Origin of the sequence: Sphingomonas sp. ASY06-1R (genome assembly GCF_052180265.1) — a bacterium.
Classification (GTDB): domain Bacteria; phylum Pseudomonadota; class Alphaproteobacteria; order Sphingomonadales; family Sphingomonadaceae; genus Sphingomonas_I.
The window spans coordinates 3047676-3068253 of sequence record NZ_CP197464.1 but is presented as its reverse complement, the minus strand read 5'-3'; the positions used below and the strand labels follow the sequence as shown (position 1 = coordinate 3068253).

Below are 20578 nucleotides of genomic sequence, written 5' to 3'. Positions count from 1 at the left end.
CAGCCAGACAGGAGGGAAGCCATGACCGCTTCGTCGATCTCGTCCCAGGATGTTCGTGATGTTCTGGCGCCATTTGGCGCCCTGCAAGCGCAGCCAGAAGCGGCGTGGCAGGGCGATCGGCCGCTCCATCCCAGCCTGGCGCGCTTTTACGAAGAGGTCGGGCCCTATGGAAAGGATCGGCCGCGCGGGCCGGAGGGGATCGAGATCCCGACCCTCGGCAACCCTTTCTGGCTGCCGCCTTTGTCCGGGCTATGGGCGTTTCAGGAAGGGTATCGCTGGCAGGGCCGCGACGGCGAACCCGTCGCAGGCTGGAACCAGGCCTGGCTGGTCGTCGGCGATCAGGGTGGCGATCCGTTCATCCTCGACGAGGAAAGCGGTCATATCCTGCACGATCATCATGGCCGCGGCAGTTGGGCGCCGGTCCACCTGTGCGACGATATCTTCGCGCTGGGCTTCGTGCTCGGTACGATCGGCGTCCTGCATGAGGAGGCGGGCGACGACCTGTATGACGAGGATTTCGAGATACGGCCGGAATGGTCCGGCGAGTTGCGGGCGCGGCTCGGCCACCGCTTCGAGGCTGCCGAGGCGGACGCGATCGCCGCGCGCCTGGAATGGTAGAACCGCCGTTCAAGCGGTTCTCTCCTGCTTCGACTAACCCCTCAGCGGGCGATTAAATCCATCAAGGCTTTGTGGAGGACGCCTCAGGCAGCGAGGTCGTACAGCTCCATCTCACCCGAAAGGTAGAGGTTGCGTGCCTTGGAGCGGCTGAGTTTACCCGAGCTGGTACGCGGTAACGTCTTGGGCGGGATCAGCTCAACGACGCAATTCATGCCGGTGATGGCGCGCACCTTTTCGCGAATCTCGTCCCGCAGGCGAGTGCGTTCGTCCGGATCGGAGGTGCGGCATTGGACGAGGACGGCGGGCGTCTCCTCGCCGCCGGGGGTGGTGATCGCGAAGGCGGCGATGTCGCCGGCCTTGAAGCCGGGCAGCTGCTCGACCGCCCATTCAATATCCTGCGGCCAGTGATTGCGGCCGTTGATGATGATCATGTCCTTCGCCCGGCCGACGATATAAATATAGCCGTTCGAGATATAACCCATGTCCCCGGTATCGAGCCAATTATCGACCAGGCAGGCATCGGTTGCGTCCGGATCGCGGAAATAACCGACCATCACCGATGGGCCACGGCACCAGACCTTGCCGATCGCGCGTTCGGGCAGCTTGCTGCCGTCCTCGTCGCGGATGGCAATCTCCATCTCCCGTGCGGGTTTGCCGCAATTGACGACGGCGCGGTAGCGCTGTGGCCGGCCGACGGTGGCAAGGCCGCCGCCGGACAATTCGGTTTCCTCGACCAGTTCGACGACGATGCCCTCGCCCGGCGGCATGATCGACACGGCGAGCGTGGCTTCGGCCAGACCGTAAGAGGGCAGGAAGGCCTTCGCGTCGAAACCCGCTTCGGCAAAGGCGTCGACGAAGGCCTGCATCACGTCGGGCCGGATCATGTCGGCGCCGTTGCCGGCCACGCGCCAGCGCGACAGATCGAACCGATCGCTCGCACGGGTCTGGCTGGACATGCGGCGCGCGCAAATATCGTAGCCGAAGGTGGGAGAGTAAGAGAGGGTGGTGCCGGGATTGCGACTGATCAGGTCCAGCCAGGCGAGCGGACGGCGGGCAAAATCCTCCGTCTTCAGATAGTCGGTCGAAACCTGATTGGCGACCGGCGAGAGCAGGCAGCCGACCAGCCCCATGTCGTGATACCAAGGCAGCCACGACACGCAGCGATCACCGGCCTGGACGTCCATGCCGATCGAATGGGCGGCAAGGTTCGACATTAGCGCGCGGTGCGTGATCGCGACGCCGTGCGGGAAGCGCGTCGAACCTGACGAATATTGCAGATAGGCGATGTCGTCGGGCGCCGCGGCGGCGAGATCGACCTCGGGCGCATCCTCCTGCGCCAGCTGCTCATAGCTGACCGCAGCCACGCCACGCGCCTGGGCGGCGGCCTTGGCCATGCCCTCAAGCTCGGCCGGATAGAGCAGCAGCGCCGGATCGGAGCTTGCCAGCTGCACCGCCAATTGATCGATATAGGCGTCCTTGCCACCAAAAGAGGTCGGCAGGGGCAAAGGCACCGGCCATACACCGGCATAGATGGCGCCGAAGAAGGCCGCCGCGAAATCCGTCCCGGTTTCCGCCAGCATCGCGATGCGGGCACCTGGCTCAAGCCGGCGCGCAATCAGGCGATGGGCGATCCGGATCGCATCCGTCCGCAGTTCCGCAAAGCCATAAGCGCGCACGAGATTTCCACGAGGATCGTGAAAATTCAGGCCAAGCGACCCCTGCGCGGCATAGTCGAGCGACTCACCAAGCGTCGCAAAGTCCGCATAACGGCGCGGGAGCGCGTCATCGCTCGGCGTCGGCGTCAGCTTACAATCCGCACTTGCCGTGTGCACTCTCGAACGTCTCCTCTCTGGTCCGCGCCCTATGCATGGCCAAACTCACACCGTAAGCGCCATGCCGCGTTCAAATTCCGGCCCGACTGTGGCACAAACATGGCACATGTCACGCCGCAATTACACGTCCGGGCCGCGAACACCGAAGCCGTTTGACGCCGATGCCCTGAACCAGCTCGCGCTAGCCTATCTTGGTCGCTATGCAACAACGCGCGCGAAATTGCGCTATTATCTGGTTCGCAAGCTCGCGTCACGGGGGTGGGAAGGCGAGGCTGAGCCGCCCATCGACGCGATCGTCGAGCGCTGTGCCGAACTTGGCTATGTCGACGATGCAGGCTTTGCGGTCGCCCGGGGGGCGGCGCTGACCCGGCGCGGCTTCGGCGAACAGCGGGTCGCGGCGGCGCTGCGCGCGGTGGGGATAGATGCCGATACCGCCGCACCGGTGCGCGAAACGGCCCGTGCCGAGGCGCTCGATGCCGCCCTGCGCTTTGCCCGCCGCAAGCGCATCGGGCCATTCGCGCAGGAGGTTGCCGACCCCGATCAGCGCCGCCGCAACTTGGCCGCGTTGATGCGCGCCGGTCATTCGCTGGACTTGGCCCGGCGCATCGTCAGTGCATCGCCGGGGGCTTTCTTGACGGATGATGAATGAAAGTTCGTTTCGGCCCTTTTTGGTCTTTCCCAATGCTACAAAGATGTTAACCTACACTGTTCGTGCTTAAGGTTTGAAAAGATGAAGAGTGCCGACGTGGCGATGCTGGCCTCTGCGGGCAGCATCGAGGGGGAAACGTTGATCGAGGCGCGCGAGACGGGAAGCGTCGCGCCGGAGATTGTTGCGACCGGCAGCGTGAAATGGTTCGACGGCACGCGCGGGTTCGGCTTCATCGTGGGGGATGGGGGCGAAGGGGACATTCTTCTGCACTTCTCGGTGCTGCGCGATCATAATCGCCGCACTCTTCCGGAAGGCACACGCGTCGTCTGCGAAGTGGTCGCGCGCGATCGTGGTTTGCAGGCGCACCGCGTGATCAGCTTCGATCTGTCGACCGCGACCGGCCCGGATGCCGACCTGATCGCCCGCCGCAATGCCGATCGCGTCGATCCGCTCCAGCTGGAGGAAGATGCCGGTCCGTTCGAGCCTGTGCGCGTCAAATGGTTCAACCAGCTGAAGGGCTATGGCTTCGTCGTCCGCGAACAAGGCGGCACCGACATCTTCATTCATATGGAGACGCTGCGCCGGGCGGGCTTTGTCAGCCTCGATCCCGACCAGGCGCTGCGGGCGCGCATCGCCGAGGGCCGCAAGGGGCCGCTCGCCATCGTCATCGAGGCGCGCGACTGAACAAGCATGTTGCCGTTCGGCTGGGACCGCTGGGCGGACAAGCAATGACGCGCGCGCACGCCTCCTGTCGCATAGGCGGTTGCGCCCTGCCCGTCTTCGCGGCTAAGCGCGAACCATGCTGAAGCGCATCTTTACCTGGTGGAACGGCGCCACCATCGGCACGTCCCTGTTCAGCTGGCGGAATGGCAGCGGGGTGGGAAGCGATTCGCTGGGCAATGCCTATTTCGAATCGAAGAAGCCGATCAACGGCCAGACGCGCCGGTGGGTAATCTATCAGGGCGCAAACGATGCGAGCCGGGTGCCGCCTGCCTGGTTCGGCTGGTTGCACCATCAAACGGACGTCGTGCCGACCGAATTGCCGGCGCCGCGCCCCTGGGTGAAGGAGCCTGTGCCTAACCTGACCGGCACGGCCGCAGCCTATCGGCCGGTAGGTGCGCTGGAACGGGGCGGCAATCGTGCTGCTGCGACCGGCGATTATGAGGCGTGGAGCCCGAATTGAGAGCGATGCTGCGCGAAAATATCGGCGAGGCACTCGTCGGTCTGCTGGTGGTCATCCTTGCCATCTGGTTTGTGATGTTTGCGTGGGACCGGACCGGCGGCGGCGAGCGGCCGGGATCGACGAAGATATCGGTAATCTTCCCCAACGCCAGCGGCGTGAATACGGGCACCGACGTGCGCATCTCCGGCCTGAAGGTCGGAAGCGTGACGGGGCTGACGCTCGATCCGCAAAGCTATCAGGTCAAGGTTTCGGTCGCGCTCAACCCCGACGTGAAACTGCCGGCCGACAGCAGCGCTTCGGTGACGTCGGAAGGCTTGCTGGGCTCGACCTTCATCGCCTTCACCCCGGGCGGCAGCCCGACCCCCTTGAAGACGGGCGACACGGTTACCGATACGCAGGGCTCGATGGACCTGATGGCGTTGATCGGGCAGTTCATCAACAAGCCTTCCAGCGATAAGCCAGCCGCCGGCGATACCGCCACCACAACGCCATGACGCCACGCCGCGCCGGCGCCGTGGCGCTCGCGCTGGCGGCGGTCGGCGCAATCAGCTGGACGGCGGTTTCGCAGACTCAGCAAGCGCGGCCCGATCCCGACGCGGCGCTTTCGCCCGACACGGAGCAGGGGAATAGCATCGCTGCGGCGCCCGCCGTGCGCCCGTCGCCGCGGACTGCCGCTGCCGCCACACCCCCACCGCTGGGGAAGGACACACCGATGGCGGAACGTGTCGCGGTGATCGGTGTGCTGAACAAGCGCAATGGCATGACGCGGGATATCAGCCTGCATCCGGGGCAGGCCGCGCGGTTCGGCAATTTGGTGGTGCGGTTGCGCGCGTGCGAATCCACGGCCGATTATGAGCCGGAGCAGCTGACCGGTGCTTTCGTGCAGGCAGACAAGAAAGGGCCCGATGGCCGTTGGCGCCGGGTGTTTTCCGGCTGGCTCTACAAGGAGACGCCATCGCTAAACGTCGTCGAGGATCCGCTCTACGACGTCTGGCCCAAGAGCTGCACGATGCGCCATCCCGATGCGGGGCCGGATACGGTCGCCGCGACATCGGCACCGGCGGCACCGCGATCCAGCGCAAAGAAATCCGCGGGTGCAGCAGCATCCTCGCCGGAGGACAGCGCGCCGAGCCCCAGCGCCCTGTCCAACAGCGCGACATAAGCCTGCCGATCAACTTCGATCGTGCCGAGCGAGGCCAGATGCTCGGTGAGAAACTGGCAGTCCAGCAAGCGAAACCCGCCGACCTTCAATCGCGCGACGAGATGGGCAAGCGCGACTTTTGACGCATCGCGCGCCCGGCTGAACATGCTCTCGCCGAAAAAGGCGCCGCCCAGGCGTACGCCGTAGAGGCCGCCGACCAACTGCCCATCCTGCCAGGCCTCAACCGAGTGGGCATAGCCGCGACTGTGCAGTTCGCTGTAGGCCCGCTCGATATCGGGGTTGATCCAGGTATCGGGACGGTCCGCCGTCGCCTCCGCGCACAGCGCGACGACCTGCCCGAAAGCCTGATCGACGGTTACCCTGTATCGATCCGAGCGGATCGTCTTGGCGAGCGAGCGCGACAGGTGGAAATGATCCAGCGGCAGCACGCCGCGCTTCTTGGGTTCGACCCAGAAGACGTCTGCGGCGTCACGCGTGCTCGCCATCGGGAAGACGCCGACCGAGTAAGCGCGCAGCAGCAGGTCCGGATCAAGCACGGCCATGTGCGATACGGTAACGGCAATTAGCCCCGACGCAATGGGCCTGGTGAGCGCGGGCGATCGCTGAGGAGCGCGGCGCCTTGTCCTAACGCAAATCCATATATTCTGCGGAATCGCCGATCGGCATGCCGGGCGGGATCGACGGCTTGTCCTTTTGGGCGTCGAGCAAGGCGTTGAGATCGTCGCGATTGCGCAGCGTTCGGGCAAGACTGCCGGCCCACGCCGCCTTCATAGCGGCGAGGCGATCGGCCAGCGCGCGCAATCGGTTATCGAGGACCGCGGCAACATTCGGATCGCCAGCGGAGTCCCGTCGCGCCTGCGCGATCCGGACGATGGTGCGCCACGCGATGCGCTGGCCAACCTCATCCTGCGCCTTATCGACTACGCCGGCAGTAAGTCGGTCGACCATTTCATCGAGGCCCGGCAGTCCCGCATCCCGCTCATGCTGCTGGAGCAAGCGGGTCAATCGCGCGGGCGCGAGCAGCGCGTCGAGCGTGACCCGCGCGGCAACGTCGGTCGCGACAAGGGGATCAAAGACCGGCCCGCCCGCCTCGGCGAAAATTTCGATCTCATATTGCTTGTCGTAACTGCCCTGGGCGCCGGCGGAGAGGAGCGGAACGAGGCGGTCGGGCACATGGAGCGCCTGCGGATCGAGCGTGGCGAGCAGCGCGGTGAGCGCGGCACGTTGCTGTCCCGCGGGAACCGGCGCGGATTGCTGATGCCCCGCGCCGGCGACGGCATAGGTGTAGGTCAGTCCGCCCAAGGACTTAGCCGCAGCATCGACCTGATAGCGGTGAAGCAGCCAGATCGGCACGAGCTTGCGCCGCATCTGCGCCATCGGCTCGCCGGGCGTCATCACCCCCATCCCGAACCGATCCAAGGCAGCCCGCCGGACGGTCAGGATCCGGGTCAGTTCGGCGACGGGATCGGCCCCGTCATCCCACAAGGCCGCCCATGGCTGTCCGACGTCGGCGCCGCGCGCGTCGCCGTCCGTGATGTAGCGCAGTCCTGCCGCCTCGGCCGCGTCGGCCTTGGTTTTGGCGACCGCATCCGAATCAGTGCCGTAGAGCCAATCCACCGCCGCCTTGTCCCAGCGGCCGATGCCCACGGCATAGGCATCCGAAAGATCGGGGGCGCCATCCTTCATGCCGATGCGCGGCGGCGGATAATCCATGACCGAGGCACGGTCCTGCGTGGAGGCGGCGAAATTGTGCGCGAACCCGAGCGAATGGCCGACTTCATGGGCGCCGAGCTGACTGATGCGGGCCAGCGCCACGCGTACCGGATCGTTGGGCCCGCCGCCGTTCAAGCCCGCGCTACCCACCAGGCCTTCGTAGATGAGAATATCCTGACGCACGCGCAGCGCGCCGAGGACGACCGCGCCCTTGATGATCTCCCCGGTGCGCGGGTCCGTGATCGCCTGGCCGAACGACCAGCCGCGGGTCGCGCGATCGACCCAGTTCACGACATTGTAGCGAACGTCCATCGGATCGACGTCGGGCGGCAGGATCTTGACCTGGAACGCATCGATATAGCCGGCGGCATCGAAGGCCTGGCTCCACCAGCTCACCCCCTTGGCAAGCGCATCCCGGATCGGCGCGGGCGCGGCATTGTCGATGTAGAAGATGATCGGCTTCTTGACGGTGGACCGGGCGGCCGCGGGATCGGTCTTCTCCAGGCGGAAGCGCGTGGCGAGATCGTAGACGACCGGTGCGCCCAGCGGCGCGCCGAAATCCACCGCCTGGGTGCCGAAGGTCCCCATGCGGGGGTCGAAGCGGCGCGGCGTGAAGCCGGCGTCCGGCAGCCGCACAAGGCTATGATGTACGATCAGGCTGATCTGTCGTGGGTTGGGTGCGATATTCTCGATCTCGCTGCCCGGCGTGTCCGAATTGAAGGTTTGCAGCGCCTCCAGCTCGATATTGTCGGGGAAGACCTTGGTGGCGCCGGCATCGACGACGCTGAGCGCCGGATCGAGCTGAAAGCCCTTGGCGCCGGCTTGCGCAAGTTGCGCGCCGACGCCCATCACATCGCCCGCCAGGAAGGGGGCGATGTCGATCACGGCGCCGCCATTGGGAAGGGCGGTGTCGACCTTGCCGATCCAGGCGGTGGTGAAGGCGAAGCTGTCCCGCGCGGCCGCTTGCTCGGCCGCAGGCGCATTGGACGCCCGGAAGCGTGGATTTTCATACTGGATCGCAACCTTGCCGCCGATCCGCCGGAAGACGAGCAGATAGGTGTTGCCGATAAAGCCCCTGTCCATGTTGAGCTCGGCCGAGCCGATGCCGGTACGGAGCGAGGTGGCATAGAGGAAGCGGCCCGCAATGCCGTCGGCATCCGCTGCCGGTAAAGTCAGCAGGATCTTGCCCGCGCTCTTGTCGATCTGGACCGGCAGCAATCCGTTGGCGGAGAGTGTGGAAGCAGAGGACGAAGCGGGCGGGGCGGCCAGTGCCGAAGTCGCCAACAATGCTGCCGCAAATACCAGATATGCTCGTTTCAATGCCGCCCCCTGCGTGAGGCGGCAATGCTAGCGAGCCCGCACACCGCCTGCTAGGCATGCCGCCATGGCCAAGCCGGAAATTACGCTGATCCTCGCGCGTGCCGACAATGGCGTGATCGGGCGGGATGGGGCGCTGCCTTGGCACCTCCCTGCGGACCTCAAGCATTTCAAGGCCCTGACCGCCAGCAAGCCGATGATCATGGGCCGCCGGACGTTCGACAGCCTGCCCGGCCTGTTGCCCGGTCGTCGGCATATCGTGTTGACCCGGGACAGGGCTTGGCAGGCTGCCGGCGCAGAGGTGGTGCACGATGTGGATTCGGCGCTTGCCGCGGCAGGCGGCGACGTTTCCGTCATCGGCGGCGCCGAAATCTTCGCCCTGTTCCTCGACCGCGCCGACCGGATCGAACTCACCGAGGTTCATGCGGATGTGGCGGGAGATGCAGTGGTGCCGGCCCCCGATCCTGGCCGCTGGCGGGAAATGAACCGCGAGCCTTATCCGGCGATCGGAAGCGCTCCCGCCTTCACTTTCGTAACGCTGGCGCGCAGCCGGTAAGGAGGACAAGGCGGCGCGGAGGCCGGGCATCATCGATGTCCCAATTGCTGAACGCGGGCACTGCAATTTATGCGTGCAGCCGCCTCATTAACGTCTCATCGCCAGATGTGATGGATCAATCCGCTTATGGTGAAGGTGCTGGCTGGTCACTATTCCCTTGCGTAGGCAGGATGGGAATAAGGCAGATGGACGACGGATGACGCGTTTTACCTCGATCGTCTCGATGAATCACCAAGGCGCCGTCGGCCTTGCTCATTGTCTGCCGTGGAGACTAAACGCAGACCTCGCTTTCTTCCGCGCGGCCACGCTGTTCAATATTCTTATCACTGATCGTCAGACTTATAAGGGTCTCGGCAGCGCGTTTCTGCAGCAGCGGATCAACCTTATAGTGGATGACGGCGATGAAGATGTGCCGGATCCGGCGCATGGGCGGTCGGTCCGAAGTGTCGCAGACGCCGTTGCGACGGCAATGGATATCAGTTCCGGAAAAGATTGCTTCCTCGTCGGCGCTGCTCCTCTCTACGAGGCTTTTGCACCGTTCGTAGACCGATATTATATCACGCTGGTCGATCAGGTCGTGTCGGAACCTGAGATACTCTTCAATCTAACGCTGCTGGATGATGCGGACTGGCGGATCGCCCAGCATGCCTGCGTCGACGGGGATGGTCTGGAAAATGAAACGGGCTTCAGCATCTTCGAGCTCGAGCCACGTCGGCCGGGCGAGGTGGTAGAGCGGCGTCGTGCGGTTCTTAAAAAATTGGGTCGCGCACGACCGCGGCGTTCCCGCGGCGCTTTTTTCCGGCAGCGCAAAGGGGAGGGGCGCGCGGTCAACCGTCTGTAGTCGTGCGCGCTCTAGATTAATCTTTCCATAGGCTTTAGCCGCAACGTCATGACCCTTCTTTACGGCGATCAGCCGTTGCCGCCTGAATTGCGCGGCGCGGTGATCGCACTCGGCAATTTCGATGGTTTCCATCGTGGCCACCAGGCGGTGGTCGGGCGGGCAGTCGCGCGTGCGAAAGCAGAGGGCCGGCCGGCGATCGTCGCAACCTTCGATCCACATCCGGCCCGGTTCTTCCGATCCGAAGGGGCGGATTTCAGGCTGACCACCTTGGAGCAGCGCGCGCGGTTATTCGCAGCGGCGGGGGCGGACGCCACGCTGATATTGCGGTTCGACGCCGCGCTGGCGGCGCTTAGCCCCGAACAATTCGTCGCCGGGCAGCTGGTGGGTCGTTTCGGTGCTGCCGCGGTGGTGACGGGCGAGGATTTCACGTTCGGCAAAGCACGTCGCGGAACGGCGCCGATGCTGGCCCTGCTGGGATCGGCGCATGGCATGACTGCCGAAACCGTGCCGCCGGTCGTTGACGCGACTGGGGTGATTTCCTCGAGCCGGATCCGCGCGGCCCTGATTGCAGGCGATTGCGGCACCGCGATTGAGCTGTTGACCCGCCCCTTCGCGATCGAGGGCACGGTTGTTCATGGCGATCAGCGCGGGCGGGAATTGGGATATCCGACGGCGAACATGGAGCTCGGCGATTATCTGCGGCCGCGTTACGGCATTTATGCGGTGCGCGCGCGGCTGGATGACGGACGGGTGGTGGACGGGGTCGCCAATCTGGGCATCCGCCCGAGCTTCGATCCGCCCAAGGAATTGCTGGAGCCGTATTTTTTCGATTTCGCAGGCGACCTTTACGGGCGGATCATCGAGATCGGGCTGATCGATTTCCTGCGGCCCGAGGCGAAGTTCGACAGCCTTGATGCGCTGAAGACGCAGATGGATGCGGATAGCGCGGCGGCGCGGCAAATTCTCTCCCCGCCAGCCCCCCGCTCATCCTGAGGAGGGGCTGAGCCTGGCGAAGTCCCGTCTCGAAGGACCGTCCTTCGATACGCCCCTTCGACAAGCTCAGTGGCTACTCAGGATGAGCGGGGCGGTGGTCGGGAGCGCACATGCGACGGGCGCCCTCCTCAGGATGAGCGGGGCCGGTGTGCCGCCGCGTCCGAGACACGGGGTTTGGTTTCGCTGGAAGCTCCGCTAAAGCGCCTGCCAATATGTCCGACACCCCAGAAAATCCGAAACGCGATTATCGCGACACCGTCTTCCTGCCGAAGACCGACTTCCCGATGAAGGCGGGCCTCGCCGCCAAGGAGCCGGCGATCCTGGCCAAATGGCTGGGCGACGATCTGTACGCGCAGCTACGCGAAAAGCGCGCCGGGCGCGAGCGCTTCATCCTGCATGACGGCCCGCCTTACGCCAATGGCGATATCCATATGGGCCATGCGATGAACAAGGTGCTGAAGGACATCGTCGTCCGCACCCAGTCGCTGCTCGGCAAGGACGCGCCTTATGTGCCGGGCTGGGATTGCCATGGCCTGCCGATCGAATGGAAGGTCGAGGAGGCCTATCGCGCCAAGAAACTGAACAAGGATGAGGTGCCGGTCGACCAGTTCCGCGCCGAATGCCGCGCTTATGCCGCCAAGTGGGTCGCGGTGCAGCGCGAACAGTTCGAGCGGCTGGGCGTGATGGGCGAGTGGGATAATCCCTATCTCACCATGAATTACACGTCAGAGGCGGTCATCGCGGGCGAATTGCTCAAGTTCGCCGAGACCGGCCAGCTGTATCGCGGCGCCAAACCGGTCATGTGGTCGCCGGTCGAGAAGACCGCCTTGGCCGAGGCCGAGGTGGAATATGAGGATATTGTCTCGACCCAGATCGATGTGGCGTTCGAGATTGTCGAGGCCCCGAACGCGCCTGAGCTGGTCGGCGCTTTTGCGGTGATCTGGACGACCACGCCGTGGACGATCCCGGTCAACCAGGCTTTGGCGTACGGCCCAGACATGAACTATGTCGTGCTCGACAATTTGAAGCAGCGCTATTTGGTCGCTGCGGAACCGGCTTTGCTTCGGCAGTTCGTTAGCCGCATCGTCGGACGAGAAGCTGATCAGGACGATTACCTGAAATTTGGCCTTTTGGATCAACCCGAGACTCTACCAGGCACCGACCTCGCCGGCGCGATCGTCCGCCACCCGATGCACAAGCTCGGTGGCTTCTTCGCCAAGCCGCGGCCGATGCTGGCGGGCGATTTCGTCACGACCGATGCGGGTACGGGCCTCGTCCATATGGCGCCGGACCATGGCGAGGACGATTTCCTGTTGTGCAAGGCGCACGGGATCGAGCCGGTGTTCGCGGTCGAGGGCGATGGCAAATATCGCGCCGACTGGGCGTGGCTGGGTGGGCAGGGGAGCGTTATCAATCCCAAGTTCAATGCGCCGGACGGGCCGATCTGCAGCGATCTGCGCGAGGCTGGGGCGTTGTTGGCGGCGAGTGCGGATTATTCGCACAGCTATCCGCATAGCTGGCGCTCCAAGGCCAAGGTGATCTTCCGGGCGACGCCGCAATGGTTCATTGCGATGGACAAGGGCATTGCCGGCGAGATTGATTCCTTAAACTCCTCCCCCCTTGCGGGGGAGGAAGGGGCCCGCGCCGCGTCAGCGGCGTGGGAAGGAGAGGGGGCGGAAGCTCGCGCTTCGCGCTCGACCCCTCTCCCCAACCCCTCTCCCACAAGGGGAGAGGGGTTAAGTGATAACGGCGCGACGCTACGGGAGCTCGCGCTCGACGCGATTGGCCGGACGCGGTTCGTGCCGGAGAAGGGGCGCAATCGGATCCATGCGATGGTTGAGGGGCGGCCCGATTGGGTGATCTCGCGCCAGCGGGCGTGGGGCGTGCCGATCGCGCTGTATGTCGACAAGGCGTCGGGCGAGTATCTGCGCGATGCGGCGGTCAATGCGCGGATCGTCGCCGCTTTCGAGGCGGGCGGGGCGGATGCCTGGTTCGGAGCGGACCATCAGGCGTTGCTCGGGTCGGACTATGACGCCGCCAATTATGAGCCGCAGCGCGACATTCTCGACGTGTGGTTCGACAGCGGCTGCACCCACGCCTTCACGATCGAGGCGCGTTATGGCGAGGGGACGCGGGCAGACCTGTATCTCGAAGGGTCGGACCAGCATCGCGGCTGGTTCCAATCATCCCTGCTGGAAAGCTGCGGCACGCGCGGCGTGGCGCCTTACAAGGCGGTGCTGACGCACGGCTTCGCGCTCGACGGGCAGGGGCGGAAGATGTCCAAGAGCCAGGGCAATGTCGTCGATCCGCTCAAGATCATTCCCGAGAGCGGGGCGGATATCCTGCGGCTGTGGGTCGCGAGCACCGATTATTTCGAGGATGTGCGGATCGGCAAAGAGATCCTCGCTGGCACGTCCGACGCCTATCGCAAGCTGCGCAACAGCTTCCGCTATTTGCTCGGCGCGCTTGACGGCTTCAGCGAGGACGAGCGGGTCGAGGCGGCGGACATGCCGGATCTTGAACGTTATGTCCTGCATCTGCTTACCGTGCTGGACACGGAGCTCAAGTCGGCGACCGAGGCGTTCGAGTTCAACCGCTATGCCCGCGCGCTGACGGACTTTTGCAATAACGATCTGTCGGCCTTCTTCTTCGATATCCGCAAGGATTCGCTCTATTGCGATGCGCCGACCGATCCGAAGCGGCGCGCCTATCGCACCGTGCTCGATACGCTGTTCCATGCGCTGGTGCGCTATGCCGCGCCGATCCTGTGCTTCACTGCCGAGGAAGTGTGGGGCACGCGCTTCCCGGACGCGGGCTCGGTGCATCTGCTGGAATGGCCCGAGGTCGATCCGACCTGGGCCGACACGCGGCTGGCCGAGCAATGGGCGGAACTGCGCGTGCTGCGCCAGATCGTCAGCGCCGAGATCGAGCCCAAACGGCGCGACAAGGAGATTGGTTCGAGCCTGGAGGCCAAGGTCGCGATCGGCCTGCCCGACGATCGCGATCGGCCCAACGTCACGCATGACGAGCTGACCGAATTGCTGATCGTGTCCGACGCGGTGATCGAAACGACCGCGCACGGCCCGGTCGCGGTCGTGCATCGATCGGATTATCACAAATGCGGCCGTTGCTGGCGCTTGCTGCCGGAAGTGAACGAAGACGGTGACCTGTGCGGACGTTGCACGGAGGTGGTGGGTGAATAGTCGATCCGTCACCCCGGCGGAGGTCGCAGCAAAATTCGCCTGGCCGGCGACGGTGGTTTCGGCATGAGCAGGCGCATTGGCTGGATGGTTGCGGTCCTAACGCTGCTGCTCGATCAGATCGCCAAGTGGTTCGTAACCGGACCGCTGCGGTTGATGGAGGTCAATTCGATCGAGATCCTGCCGATCTTCCGCCTGCAATGGGTAGCAAATCACGGCGTTTCGATGGGCTTCCTGGTGGCCAATAGCGACGCACAGCGCTGGGCGCTGGCGCTCGGTACCGCGGTTATTGCCGCGTTCGTGGCCGTGTGGCTCGCCCGGGAGACGCGCAAGCCCGATAGCATTGCGCTGGGCCTGATCCTGGGCGGGGCGCTCGGCAATATCGTCGATCGGGTGCGGCTGGGCTATGTTACGGACTTCCTGAACCTTCACTTTGGCGCATGGTCGCCCTTTTATGTCTTCAATATTGCCGACGCTGGGATTAGCGTCGGCGTAGCCTTGTTGGTGCTGCGCGCTTTTGTGACACGCGACGCGCCCGCCCCCGCGGAGAACAAAGATGGTTAAGCGTATTTTGGTTGCGGCGGTGCCGTTGGCGATGCTGATGCTCGCCGGATGCCACAGCGGCCCGAAGGGCGGCGTGTTCGCCTCACGCAAGGGCGTGCCCGACGAATTCGCGGTTGGCCGCGCTGCGCCTTTGACCGTACCGCCGGATTTCGCGTTGGTGCCGCCGAAGCCGGGTCAGCCGCGTCCGCAGGAAGCCGACAGCTCGGCCCAGGCGCTCAACGCTTTGTTCGGCGGCCAGCGGCCGGTCAGCCAGGGTGAAGCGGCATTGACGGCCGCCGCCGGTCCGCCGCCGCCTCCCGGCATTCGATCGGAAGCGGGCGATCCCGATACGACGACGGTCAACAAGGGCGCCAATACGCAGACGATCCTGAAGGCGCCGCCTTCCACCAATCCGGCCGCGAACGCCAGCACGCCGCAATAAGCGGCTCACTTCTCGCGAACGGACGGGGGATAGGCGATGAGCATTCGTGAAAGCCAGGTCGACGGGATCGATCTGGTCATCCTGCCGCCATCGCGCGATCTGGGCGACGGCTTCACCGTTCGGCGCGCGCTGCCGCAGCCGCAACGGCGGATGGTCGGTCCGTTCATCTTCTTCGATCAGATGGGGCCGGTAGAGCTGCGCGACGGCCAGGGGCTGGATGTGCGGCCCCATCCCCATATCGGGCTGGCGACGATCACCTATCTGATCGACGGGGAGATCATGCACCGCGACAGTCTGGGTTCGGTCCAGTCCATCAGCCCCGGCGCGGTCAATTGGATGAGCGCGGGCAGCGGCATCGTCCATTCGGAACGTAGTCCGGAGACGGCTCGCCACGGCGCAGCCGGCCTGTTCGGGTTGCAATTGTGGGTCGCTTTGCCCGCCGATCAGGAGGAAAGCGCACCCTCCTTCGTGCATCACGATGCCGCCGAGATTCCGTCGGGTGAATGGGACGGCGTCACCGTGCGCCAGATCGTCGGTGCGATGGACGGCCTCTCCTCGCCGGTGAAGACGCTGTCCGAGATGGTCTATGCCGAGATCGTGATGACGCCGGGAACGCGTTACCGCGTGCCCAGGGATCAGGTCGAACGCGCTTTCTATCTGATCGACGGCGCGGTGACGGTGGACGGGCAGCCGTTCGGGCCGAGCGAATTGGTGATCCTGAAGCCGCATGCGGAGATCGTGCTGGCGACCGACCGCGGCGCGCGTCTGGTGATCGTCGGCGGCGAACCCTTTCCGGAACAGCGCTTCATCTATTGGAATTTCGTCTCGAGCCGCGTGGAGCGTATCGAGCAGGCCAAGCAGGATTGGCGCGAGCGGCGTTTTGCCGCGGTGCCGGAAGAGCATGAATTCATCCCGCTGCCGGCGGAACCGGCGCCACCGGTACGCTATCCTTGAGCGTGCCGCAGGGCTGAGTTTCCTGAAGCGATCTCCCGTTTTACGTCGCCCCGGCGGAGGCCGGGGCCGCTGGAGAATGAGTTTTACGCTAAATTGCAGCGGCCCCGGCCTCCGCCGGGGCGACGGGTCAGGCTTTGACCGCCAGCTGCAATGAACCGTCCGGCATGCGCCGCACGGCCAGATCGTCATAGCCGGCAATCACGGGATGCGGCGTGTCCATCGGCACGGAATGGGTGGCGCCGATCACGACGACGCCCATGCCTGCGGCGTCCGCCGCGGCAATCCCGGCGGCGGCATCTTCCCACACCAGGCATTGGGCGGGCGCGACACCGAGACGTTCGGCGGCCAGCAGGAAGCAATCCGGCGCGGGCTTACCGCGGGCGACGTCATCCGCCGTGATCAGCAGCGGGGGGTCGATCAGTCCGGCGGCGGCGATCCGTCGTTCGGCAAGCGCGCGCGGCGCCGATGTGACGACCGCCCAGCGATCGCGCGGCAGCGCGCGCAGGAAAAGGTCCGCACCGGAAATGGCGACGACATCGTCCATATCGTCCATCTCCGCCTGGGTCAGCGCGGCATATTCGGTCTCGATATCCAGATGCGGCGCCCAGCGGTGGATCGTCTCGACGGCACGCATGCCGTGCATGGTCGGCTGGATCTGTGCGAAATCGAGCCCATGGCCTTCGGCCCATTGCCGCCAGCACCGGTTGGCCGAGGCGATACTGTCGAGCAGGGTTCCGTCCATATCGAACAGGAAGGCCGCAAAACTGCGGTCAGTCGGAATGTTCGTCATGTCAGCCCTTCAGTGCGTGTCGTAAGGCCGGGCCGTCGATCGAACCGTCCGCCAGCTTGGCAAGCAGTAGCGCGGAGAGCTGCGCGCGCTCGACGAAGCTTTCAGGCCAGGCAAATTCCCGCTCGCTGTGAATATCGCCGCCGCGCACCCCCAGCGTGTCGATGCCCGGCAGCCCGGCCGCGAACAGGTTATTGCCTTCGCACACGCCGCCGGACGGCGCCCAGGCGATCGTCTGGCCGATCAGCGCGCCGGCGTCCCGCACCGCGTCGAACAGCCTTTGCTGCGCCGGCACGAACGGCTTGGGCGGGCGGGTGATGCCGCCGTGCAGATCGACCGTAAGGCCCTCGCCTTCGCCTTCCGCCATCGCTTCCCGGATCGCCGCCATCAGCCAGGTTTTGGCACCCGCGTCCGGCAGGCGGGCATTGAAGCGCAACACCGCAATGTCCGGAACCATATTCAACGGTGCACCACCGTCGATCCGCGCGACATTCACCGTCACGCCGTCGCGCTGGCCGTTCAAAGCGCCGAGGGCCTGGGCGATACGGGCCGCGGCAAGGATAGCGTTGCGGCCGCTCGCGAAATCGCGACCGGCATGGGCCGCCCGGCCGGTGATGCGCAGATGGAAATTGCCCGAGCCCTTCCGCGCGGAGACCAGCGTCCCGTCCGCGAGGGCGGGCTCATAGGTCATGCCGACATGCGCCGACGCGCCAAGTTCGGCCAGCAATGGCGCCGAGGCGAGCGAGCCGGTCTCCTCATCGGGCGAAAGCAGGACCGTATATCCTAAAGCGCCGGCGGCGGGGTGCGCCTCGAATGCCGCGAGCGCCGCCAGCATGACGCTGATCCCGCCTTTCATATCGGCGATACCAGGCCCGTGCAGCGCGCCGTCATCGCGCGTCGCGACCGTGCGGAACCCGGTCTCGGCCGGGTAGACCGTGTCGTAATGGCCGGTGAGCGCGATCTGCACCGGCGCATGCGGCCGGACGCGCAGGCGAAGCGCATCCGCATTCGCCACCGTGCGCACCGCGCCGTCGGCGGCGACGTCCTGCGTGTCCGCCAAGGGAAGGCGCTCGACGTCGCCCAGCTGCGCCATCGTCGACACCAGCGGCTCGGCCATCTCCGCCAAGCCGGCGAGGTTTCGGCTACCGCTGTTGAGGCTGCACCAATCGATCGCGCGCACGACGCTGGCGTTCGCCTGCTCCGCCACGCGATCCAGCATCGCGCGATCGGCCGGCGCGAGCGTCAGCGAGGGGGCGCTGTCGGTCAGGCGCGATGCTCTTGCGCGAAGGCCGCGGCGGCGCCGTACAGGCCGGGCTGGGGATGGGTGATCAGCTTGACCGGTATGTCCGACATCATCCGTTCGAACCGCCCCTTGGCGACGAACCGCTGGGCGAAGCCGGAACGGGGGAGGTGATCCGCCAGGCGCAGGCCCAGGCCACCCGCGATGACGACACCCGTGGCGCCCTGCGCCAAGGCGATATCGCCCGCGACCGCGCCCAGCGACAGGCAAAAGCGATCGAGCGCGGCAGCAGCGAGACTGTCGCTCCCCTGCAGCGCCGCCGTCCACAAGGTCTTGTCGTCGCTCGGCGCGACCGAACGGCCTTCCAGCGTGGACAGGGCGCCATAGATGTTGGTCAAGCCGGGACCGGATACGACGCGCTCCGCCGACACACGGCGATAGCGGTTGCGCAACGTTTTAAGGATGGCGTCCTCGATCGGATCGAGCGCGGCATAATCGATATGGCCGCCCTCCGTCTCGCCGACATGATAGCCGCCTTCCTGGCACAGCACATAGGCCACGCCGAGGCCGGTCCCTGGTCCGACCACGCTGATCACGCCCTTGGCCGGCAGATCCTGGTCGGGGCCGCACAGATGGCGCAGATGCTGGGGATCGCACCGGGCCACGGCATGCGCGACAGCCCCAAAATCGTTGACCAGCGTGTAGCGATCCATGTTGAGCTTTTCCGGGATCAGCGCGGGCCGGATGATCCAGGGATTGTTGGTGAGCTTCAGCACCTCGCCATGGACGGGGCCGGCAAAGGCGATGGCGGCATCGCGGGGCAGGGGCTCCTGCTGTTCGTCGGCGAACGCCTCCAGCGCGAGCTGCAGGCTGGCATGCTCCGCTGTCTTGAAGGTGGATTCGGGGCCCAGATGGACGACGCGGCCATCTTCGACCTCGGCCAAAGCGAAACGCGCGTGGGTGCCGCCGATGTCAATCGTTACGAGCTTTGTCGCCAATGTTCGTCTTCCCGTCTGGCCCTGTGGTCGAGCCTTGGGGTGCCCTACGAAGGCAGGCGCGAATAGGAAAGGACCAATTGCTCCGCCGCATCGCGTACCGCGAGCCAGTGCGCGCGTTCGTCGATCGCATCGGCCAATGCGCGATGGCGCGGCGGCGTGCGCTGGCCTGCGTCGCGCGCGTCTCCCACCAAGGCCGCGATGATCGCCTCCACCTGATCCGGCGGAACATGGCCCTGGACGATATTGCGGGCGGTGTCGCGCTGGACTTCCCGTGTCGCGCGCAGCCGGAGCGCATGGCGCGGAAGCCCCGCGGCCCGCAGCAGCGTGCTCAGCCATTTGCCGTCCCAGGACGGCGCGCTGGCGCACAGATCGTGGCCCGTGAGCCGCGCGACCATCTGGCGCGCAACCTCGTCATGCGCTGTGCCGTCACGCAGCAGCACCGCACGCGGAATGTGATGGATCGCCTCCGAGCGCGGGTCCCAATCCTCCCAACCGGGCGCCGGGCGGATGAGGTAGGATTGGCTTGCCCCATCTTCGAATACCCACGCCACCTCGATCGGATAGGAGCGTTTGGCGAGCGAGGACGCTTCGAAGTCGAGGAAGACGTGCATCGTTTTGCAACGCGCCGCGCGCAGAGGCGATGCATCGTCCCGCCGGCCGGCGCGTTCGGAGAGGCATGCTGGACATACGGGCGCTTCTGGAACGACAGATCCACGACATGGTCGGTCATGGATCGGGTGCGATCGATCTCGAGCGCGGCGACATTGGTCTGTTCGGACCGCAATCGGCATCGTGGAAGGTGCACGCCGATTTCACGACGATGATGATCGGCGGGATCGCGGCTCTGCTGCTGCAGATGCTGCACCCCGGCGCGCTCGCCGGCGTATGGGATCATTCCAATTTCCGCCACGACATGCTGGGCCGGCTTCGCCGTACCGCGCAGTTCCTGGCGGGCACGACCTATGGATCGACCGAGCAGGCGGAACAGCTGATCGGCCATGTGTGTGCGATCCATGATCGCGTGGCGGGCGTCCTGCCCGACGGGACGCCCTATTCGGCCAACGATCCGGATCTTCTCACCTGGGTGCATGCGGCTGAAGTCGCCTGCTTCCTGGAAGCCTATTTGCGCTACCGCGACCCGGACTTTCCGATCGCTGAGCAGGATCGCTATCTGGCGGAGACGGCGATCGTCGCGCAACGGCTGGGCGCTACAGGCGTGCCGACCACGCGCGCGGCGCTCGACGCCTATATGATCGAGGTGCGCCCGCAGCTGCGCGTCGACGCTCGCACGCGCGAGGTGGCGCGCGCCTTGCTGAAGCAGTCGGCGCCGAACGCGGCGCTGGTGCCGGTCGGTACGCTGATGATGCAGGGCGGCATCGATCTGCTGCCGGATTGGGCCGCGCGGATGCATGGTCTGCGCACGGTGCCGGGGCCGGCCATCCATGCGGGCGTGCGTGGGATCGGCACGTTGATCCGATGGGCGCTGCGCGACACATCGGCGACGCAGGCCCAGCGGCGCGTCGCGTCACGCTAGGAACTGGCGCCCGCGG

General features: G+C 65.5%; 20 protein-coding genes and 1 pseudogene. 14 read left to right on the top strand and 7 right to left on the bottom strand.

The features are described from left to right. Positions 1-21 precede the first annotated feature (21 nt). Complete coding sequence (locus tag ACSBM8_RS14690; protein ID WP_442678744.1) at positions 22-618, top strand: hypothetical protein; 597 nt, start codon at positions 22-24, stop codon at positions 616-618. An 83-nt stretch (positions 619-701) separates the two neighbouring features. Here ACSBM8_RS14690 and ACSBM8_RS14685 read toward each other — a convergent pair whose 3' ends face one another. After that, positions 702-2450 (bottom strand): fatty acyl-AMP ligase, encoded by a 1749-nt coding sequence (locus ACSBM8_RS14685; protein ID WP_442678743.1) that lies wholly within the window; start codon positions 2448-2450, stop codon positions 702-704. Positions 2451-2556: 106 nt separating this feature from the next. Here ACSBM8_RS14685 and ACSBM8_RS14680 point away from each other — a divergent pair, with 106 nt between their 5' ends. The 5 genes and pseudogenes from ACSBM8_RS14680 to ACSBM8_RS14660 all read left to right on the top strand — a co-directional run. Further along, a complete protein-coding gene (locus tag ACSBM8_RS14680) occupies positions 2557-3099 on the top strand; it encodes a regulatory protein RecX (RefSeq protein ID WP_442678742.1) in 543 nt (180 codons plus the stop codon). An 81-nt stretch (positions 3100-3180) separates the two neighbouring features. Further along, a complete protein-coding gene (locus ACSBM8_RS14675) occupies positions 3181-3783 on the top strand; it encodes a cold-shock protein (RefSeq protein WP_442678741.1) in 603 nt (200 codons plus the stop codon). A 115-nt stretch (positions 3784-3898) separates the two neighbouring features. Then, on the top strand, positions 3899-4282 hold the full coding sequence (locus tag ACSBM8_RS14670; RefSeq protein WP_442678740.1) for an NADH:ubiquinone oxidoreductase subunit NDUFA12: 384 nt from the start codon (positions 3899-3901) through the stop codon (positions 4280-4282). Between the two features lie 5 nt (positions 4283-4287). Then, positions 4288-4776: an outer membrane lipid asymmetry maintenance protein MlaD gene (gene mlaD, locus ACSBM8_RS14665; RefSeq protein ID WP_442678739.1), complete on the top strand. Its 489-nt coding sequence runs from the start codon at positions 4288-4290 to the stop codon at positions 4774-4776. Further along, a pseudogene (locus tag ACSBM8_RS14660) lies at positions 4773-5228 on the top strand (DUF2155 domain-containing protein); the annotation flags it as partial. The gene mlaD and the pseudogene ACSBM8_RS14660, both read left to right, overlap by 4 nt. 35 nt (positions 5229-5263) lie before the next feature. On the opposite strand, the gene aat reads toward ACSBM8_RS14660, so the two are convergent. Continuing rightward, positions 5264-5986, bottom strand: a complete 723-nt coding sequence (aat, locus tag ACSBM8_RS14655; RefSeq protein ID WP_442678738.1) for a leucyl/phenylalanyl-tRNA--protein transferase — start codon at positions 5984-5986, stop codon at positions 5264-5266. A gap of 82 nt (positions 5987-6068) precedes the next feature. Further along, positions 6069-8477 carry a zinc-dependent metalloprotease gene (locus ACSBM8_RS14650; RefSeq protein ID WP_442678737.1) on the bottom strand — a complete coding sequence of 803 codons (2409 nt, stop codon included), beginning with the start codon at positions 8475-8477 and terminating at the stop codon, positions 6069-6071. A 64-nt stretch (positions 8478-8541) separates the two neighbouring features. Here ACSBM8_RS14650 and ACSBM8_RS14645 point away from each other — a divergent pair, with 64 nt between their 5' ends. From ACSBM8_RS14645 to ACSBM8_RS14615, 7 genes are all read left to right on the top strand, one after another. Beyond that, positions 8542-9030, top strand: coding sequence for a dihydrofolate reductase (locus tag ACSBM8_RS14645; RefSeq protein ID WP_442678736.1), 489 nt, complete (start codon positions 8542-8544; stop codon positions 9028-9030). A gap of 196 nt (positions 9031-9226) precedes the next feature. Further along, positions 9227-9871 carry a dihydrofolate reductase gene (locus ACSBM8_RS14640; RefSeq protein ID WP_442678735.1) on the top strand — a complete coding sequence of 215 codons (645 nt, stop codon included), beginning with the start codon at positions 9227-9229 and terminating at the stop codon, positions 9869-9871. 48 nt (positions 9872-9919) lie between these two features. Next, complete coding sequence (locus ACSBM8_RS14635; RefSeq protein ID WP_442678734.1) at positions 9920-10864, top strand: bifunctional riboflavin kinase/FAD synthetase; 945 nt, start codon at positions 9920-9922, stop codon at positions 10862-10864. A gap of 212 nt (positions 10865-11076) precedes the next feature. Next, a complete protein-coding gene (gene ileS, locus ACSBM8_RS14630) occupies positions 11077-14067 on the top strand; it encodes an isoleucine--tRNA ligase (protein WP_442678733.1) in 2991 nt (996 codons plus the stop codon). Between the two features lie 63 nt (positions 14068-14130). Then, complete coding sequence (lspA, locus tag ACSBM8_RS14625) at positions 14131-14628, top strand: signal peptidase II (RefSeq protein ID WP_442678732.1); 498 nt, start codon at positions 14131-14133, stop codon at positions 14626-14628. Next, positions 14621-15049 (top strand): DUF3035 domain-containing protein, encoded by a 429-nt coding sequence (locus ACSBM8_RS14620; RefSeq protein ID WP_442678731.1) that lies wholly within the window; start codon positions 14621-14623, stop codon positions 15047-15049. The genes lspA and ACSBM8_RS14620 overlap by 8 nt, the downstream gene beginning before the upstream one ends. A 36-nt stretch (positions 15050-15085) precedes the next feature. After that, positions 15086-16003 (top strand): pirin family protein, encoded by a 918-nt coding sequence (locus ACSBM8_RS14615; protein ID WP_442678730.1) that lies wholly within the window; start codon positions 15086-15088, stop codon positions 16001-16003. 127 nt (positions 16004-16130) lie between these two features. Here the strand turns inward: ACSBM8_RS14615 and ACSBM8_RS14610 are convergent, their stop codons facing one another. From ACSBM8_RS14610 to ACSBM8_RS14595, 4 genes are read right to left on the bottom strand one after another with little or no spacing between them, the layout of a single operon-like run. Next, positions 16131-16793, bottom strand: a complete 663-nt coding sequence (locus tag ACSBM8_RS14610; RefSeq protein ID WP_442678729.1) for an HAD-IA family hydrolase — start codon at positions 16791-16793, stop codon at positions 16131-16133. Between the two features lies 1 nt (position 16794). Next, positions 16795-18009 carry a hydrolase gene (locus tag ACSBM8_RS14605; protein WP_442678728.1) on the bottom strand — a complete coding sequence of 405 codons (1215 nt, stop codon included), beginning with the start codon at positions 18007-18009 and terminating at the stop codon, positions 16795-16797. A gap of 44 nt (positions 18010-18053) precedes the next feature. Beyond that, the gene (glk, locus tag ACSBM8_RS14600) at positions 18054-19028 is read right to left on the bottom strand and encodes a glucokinase (RefSeq protein WP_442678727.1); all 975 of its coding nucleotides are present in this window, start codon (positions 19026-19028) and stop codon (positions 18054-18056) included. Positions 19029-19072: 44 nt separating this feature from the next. Further along, positions 19073-19639, bottom strand: coding sequence for a 3'-5' exonuclease (locus ACSBM8_RS14595; protein WP_442678726.1), 567 nt, complete (start codon positions 19637-19639; stop codon positions 19073-19075). Between the two features lie 65 nt (positions 19640-19704). Between ACSBM8_RS14595 and ACSBM8_RS14590 the strand changes: the two genes are divergently transcribed. Then, positions 19705-20562, top strand: a complete 858-nt coding sequence (locus tag ACSBM8_RS14590; RefSeq protein WP_442678725.1) for an oxygenase MpaB family protein — start codon at positions 19705-19707, stop codon at positions 20560-20562. Positions 20563-20578: the final 16 nt, after the last annotated feature.